Source organism: Candidatus Leptofilum sp., assembly GCF_965223525.1.
Taxonomy (GTDB): Bacteria; Chloroflexota; Anaerolineae; order Promineifilales; family Promineifilaceae; genus Leptofilum.
Genome location: NZ_CBDCWX010000002.1, coordinates 1 through 4758, shown reverse-complemented (window position 1 = coordinate 4758; position 4758 = coordinate 1). Strand labels below are relative to the sequence as shown.

The window sequence follows — 4758 nt, the reverse complement described above, 5'->3', positions numbered from 1 at the left end:
CGGCAAATGTCATGCCAACCAAGAAAAACATCCACAAAGCGCGGGCGATTTCTAACGAAAATAAGCCAAAGGGAGCCAGAATAAACAAAGTCCAGGCTGGGTTGAAGAAGGTTGACGGCACATCCTCTACCATTAAATTGTAATCAGCTTGGTATGGGTTTTTCCCTGTAATAAAGTATCGGACGGCAGGATAGAAAGTTTGGTCAAAATCTGCCAATTTTGGCACATATGGGGCAATGAAATAGGCTAAAATAATTACCGCAGAAATCAGAAGTAACCCGCTGGCTACTTTCCCAACCCAATTCTTTTTCATGAGGGGATTACAACATGCTCCTTTTCTGTTTGGGTTTTGGAAATGAGCCGTTTTTTACCCCACAATAGAAATATAAACATCAAGCCAAACGGCAAAGGCAAATAGTTGATCGGATGTTCCCAAATGCCGGCAACTGTGTACAAAAACAAGCCCCAAGTACCAATTACAGTAACCACAAAAAACAAAATCGTCCATAGTGAACCATATCTCGATTCAACAGATTGAAGTAAAAAGAGAAGAGGTATGTACATAACAATATAATTTGTGGTGGCTGTTCTGATGACGACCAAATTGGTGATAATTAAGGTTAAGCCAATAAGGTAAGTGAACTCTGCCGATCCGGCTGAAACTGCCGGCAATCGCCGCCACTGATAAAACAGATACCCTAAGCAGAGCAAAATAAAGCCCCATTCTACAGGTTTGCCCAGTTGTGGAAAATAGTAGCCAGTAATCACCCACAACGGCGAGCCAATATCTGTATAGCTGGGGTAACTGGTTAGTTGATGGATAAACCCTTGTAGCCAACTGGGGTGCATGAGGAAGGAAACGGCAACTAAAGCCAGCATACTGCCGGCAAAAATGCCGGCAAATCGCCACCGTTTTTGTCCAATTCCCCAAATTGCCAAAGCAGGAATAACCAAGAATATCATCTGGGGTTTGATGGTAGTAAGGGCAAGTAGAATGCCGGCAAGCCCATCCCGCTTCTGTCTCAATGCCCACAAACAACCTGCCAGCCACAGCAAAATCAGCCCGGCATATTGCCCAATGATGACCGTTCGAGAGCTGTTATACATAACGATCATCCAAATGAGGGCTACTGCCATCGTTGGCAGGCTCATTTTCCAGCCTAAATAATCTAAAATGATGAAGAGGGAAGCCCCTAATGAAAAAATCAGGGCGCTTAGCCAAATGGCTTGCACCCAACTATAGGGCAACCAAACGAGGGGAAATAACGTCAAGACGGTGTAAAAAGGGTACACAAACAGCGCTTGGTCTTCTTCTGGCGTTGCTGGTCTGCCATAAAGCGTTTGTTGAATTGCCAATGTCGCTTCTTCAGAGTAGGGGTCAATACCTTCTTGAAAGAAGAGTTGCGCTCCTTTCCATCGGGGATAAAAGTCGTTGGCGCCGGGCGTTTTGCTGGTAAATTGAGTTTGCACGCCAATGGTTACTAGCGCAAACAGTAAGAGAATACCGGCAATCGCCGCTAACTTCTTCTTAAATGTTGTTGTTACAATACCTTGCGAACTACTCATACTATTTATTTCCAGCCAAATCGGGTCGTTATTCGGCTATTTTGTTGGGCTAAAGTGAGCATAAAAGCGCCACTAACGCCCAACAATAACCAATACCCTTCATAGGCATCGGTTTGCCACAAGACAACCGAAAAACCAGCCGTTAGCAACCCGCCTACTGCCCATTGCCAACGGGAGGGCATTGCCGGCATTTTCTGGATCACCCAAAAAACAGGCAAAATCAACGGTACATAATCATATTGCAAGGCATAAGGGGTAAATGCCAAGCTAAAAATAAGTAGAGCTGACGAGAGGACAGGTAAAGTCAAGCTACCTTCTTGCCGTTTTAATAACCACAATAAAATGGCGGCAACACCAATGCCGGCAAAGATGATGATCGACGTGACGATGTTGCCATTCTCTACCCCCCACCCAAACTGCAAAAAATCTGGCAATGTCGTATTTACTCGAACTGCCGACACCCCTGCCGTGCCATCTAGTTCTACCTGAAGCCCACTGCCAAAATCCGTTCGGTCAAAATTCCACCATGCGCCCATAATAACCGTTGCTACCAACAAAGCCCCTGCCCCCCAAGCTACTGTTGCCACCAAGCTTTTCCGTTGCCATCGCCACAACACGATCACCAGCACAACCACAAGCAAAATGGTGATGTTGGGTTTGGATAATGCCAAAAGCAAGCCAAATCCAACCAAAACTGGGCGGTTTTGCCGATAATTGACCAACGCCAAAACCAATCCAAAAAACAGCAAAATGCCCACTTGTTCACTACGCAAACAGTAAACGACAAACACAACAGTTGTCAGCCAATACAATCCCCAACGTCGCCAGCCAGAGATGTGCCAATTTAATGCTTTACGACAAAGTTCTAAGCCGGCAATGAATAAAACCACATTGATTATCAGCCAAATTGCCCGTGCCGCCTGAAATGGCAAATAAGCCAGAGGTAAAAATGGTAATGCAAACCAAGGGGGATAAAAAAAGGGGTTATTGCCGGCATATCCCGTTACCTCTTCTAAAACAGAGGCAAGTTGCGCATAATCGTAAGGGTTGCCGCCTTGCAAAATAAGAGTTGCCGCTCCATAGTAGCCACGAAAATCTACCCCGCCAGCCAGGTAGGCGATGATAGCAAAGCCTACCAAACAAAAAAGAAATATCAGTTGCCCGGCAAAATCAAGCAAATGTGATCGTTGGCGAATTGGGGTTAAAAGCGGTTCCATACTGGCTCTTTCGGCACTTAATCTAACAATTGGTACAGTACATAACTACCCATGCCAATTGAGTCAATTTGCTGTAACTGGTTGGTCTTGATTTCAGCAATAACCGCTTGTTCTTTTGCTTTAATGGGGCTATTTTCCTCATCTTGGATAAAATTCAGCCCACTTTGATGGAGCAAAACGTGGGAAAAACCCTCCTCTCGCCAAGCATTTGCAATTTCTTCTGCATGTTGCCCTTGTCCCTGAACGTGGTGCAGTAACTCGTCCAGGTTTACATCGCTATTGCATTGGCGTTGGCAAGGGTATATTCGAGGTTCCCACAAAAACAACACGTTGGCGTTTGCCGGCAATTGGTTCACCTCTTCTAACGCCGCCCGATACGCTCCCATCAACCGGGTTTCATATGCCAAACGGGGTTCTAAACCGATAATTGCCGGCAATGGATTTCTGCCCAAAAAAGTGGCGGTAGTTGTCAGCAAAATACCCAGCAAACCGATATTGATCATGATTCGGCTCATCCAATCCACGTCAAGTGACGCTCTTACTTGGGGCAGATAATCTAACACAATGGCAGAAATGATGGCGATGCTAGGCAAAATAAAGGTGAGCAGCCGACCTTGCGCCAACGATTTGGAACGTGCTACACCCAATAACCAAAAGAGATAGCTTATGCTGAAAAAGAGGAGTAAATAGCCAACAATTTGCCGTTTTTTTTTAGGTATTTTGCCCCACACCAACGGCAATAGAAATGCCAAACCAATCACAAATGGACCAATAGTGGCGTCGTAAAAGTTGGTGCCTTCGGTGCCAAACAACGACAATTCAAGTGGGACATAAAGCAGACGGGCTGGTTCTGTGTAGTAAAAGCCAGTTTGTACATCTTCGTAAAAATCCCCTCGCCATGCATCCCAATATTTTGCCTCGTCCAGAAAAAACGGGTAAACGGGATTGCCTGTTTGCCACACATTTTTTGCCAGCCAGGGCGCCACCAGAATGCCGGCAATGCCCCCCACAACCACCAATCGTTTCACCATTCCCTTCAAACCGCTCCGCCAACTGGTAACAATAATGCCGCCCGCCATAGAGAACGCCATCGTCACCGCAGTGTATTTGATATTGCCTAGCAAGCCGGTGAGAATGCCGGCAAGCGCCAGCCAAAACATCTGCTCCTCGCCCGCTTGCCAACCCTCCCGCCAGCGCAAAAAGGCGTACATCATCCCCGTCGCCAAACACATCAAACCCAAATCAGTGTAGGTAACGCTTAACAAGCCGGTCAATGTAGGCACAGAGCAAAGCAAAGCAACCGACCACCATGCTGCGTTGCGGCTAAAGTAGCGGTTGGCAATGCCCCCTGCCAAAAATAATCCCATCGCCCCAAAGGCAAAATGCAATAAAGGCGGAACTTGGTCAGACCACAACGCCATCCCCCATGTGTACAACATCTCCATCATTTGGGGAAAGCCAAACACAAACATATCGAAAAAGTGGCGGACAGCGCCTTGTTCGATATAAATTTTGGGCATTGCCAAATGGTACAAATGGGCATCAAAGGAGATATCGGGAGATAACGCCAGCAGAAAAGCCAAGCCCAAGTTGATGGCGATGAAGATTTTAAGCCATTTCTGTTGGGTTGTTTCGGCTGGGGGGATGAGTTGCCGGCGATTTGTCCATAATGCGGTTGCCCACTGTCGGCATTCTCGCCATGCTACCCCGCCTAATGCCACAAACAGCCCCCACACCAACCAGCGTCGAATCAGCCCCGCCAACCCCAAAACCAACATCAGCAAAAAGAGCGCCCCCATCCCCAAAATGATTTCCAACGACAGTTGGATAAGCAAAGGTTCGTCTTTAAGCCATTTGCCGGCGATCTTTTTGCCCCAACCGCCAGCTACCAACAGCATCGCCCCCCACACCACAATGGAGCCAACGGTACGAAAAATGCCGGCAACCGCCCCTGAATAATCCCACTCCCATACCT

General features: G+C 47.1%; 4 protein-coding genes. All 4 read right to left on the bottom strand.

From position 1 onward, the window contains the following. A partial coding sequence (locus tag ACOQPM_RS00030) for a hypothetical protein (protein WP_420627168.1) occupies positions 1 to 313 on the bottom strand: 313 nt, incomplete at its 3' end. Then, entirely contained in the window at positions 310 to 1566 is a 1257-nt protein-coding gene (locus tag ACOQPM_RS00025; protein ID WP_420627167.1) for a glycosyltransferase family 87 protein, read from the bottom strand. The genes ACOQPM_RS00030 and ACOQPM_RS00025, both read right to left, overlap by 4 nt. A gap of 5 nt (positions 1567 to 1571) precedes the next feature. Continuing rightward, on the bottom strand, positions 1572 to 2783 hold the full coding sequence (locus ACOQPM_RS00020; RefSeq protein WP_420627166.1) for a glycosyltransferase family 87 protein: 1212 nt from the start codon (positions 2781 to 2783) through the stop codon (positions 1572 to 1574). Positions 2784 to 2800: 17 nt separating this feature from the next. After that, on the bottom strand, positions 2801 to 4758 hold a 1958-nt coding region (locus ACOQPM_RS00015), incomplete at its 5' end, for an ArnT family glycosyltransferase (RefSeq protein ID WP_420627165.1).

Excerpts from the sequence above, each read along its gene's own strand:
- ACOQPM_RS00025 (WP_420627167.1), bottom strand. The coding sequence starts at position 1,566 with ATGAGTAGTTCGCAAGGTATTGTAACAACAACATTTAAGAAGAAGTTA.
- ACOQPM_RS00020 (WP_420627166.1), bottom strand. The coding sequence starts at position 2,783 with ATGGAACCGCTTTTAACCCCAATTCGCCAACGATCACATTTGCTTGAT.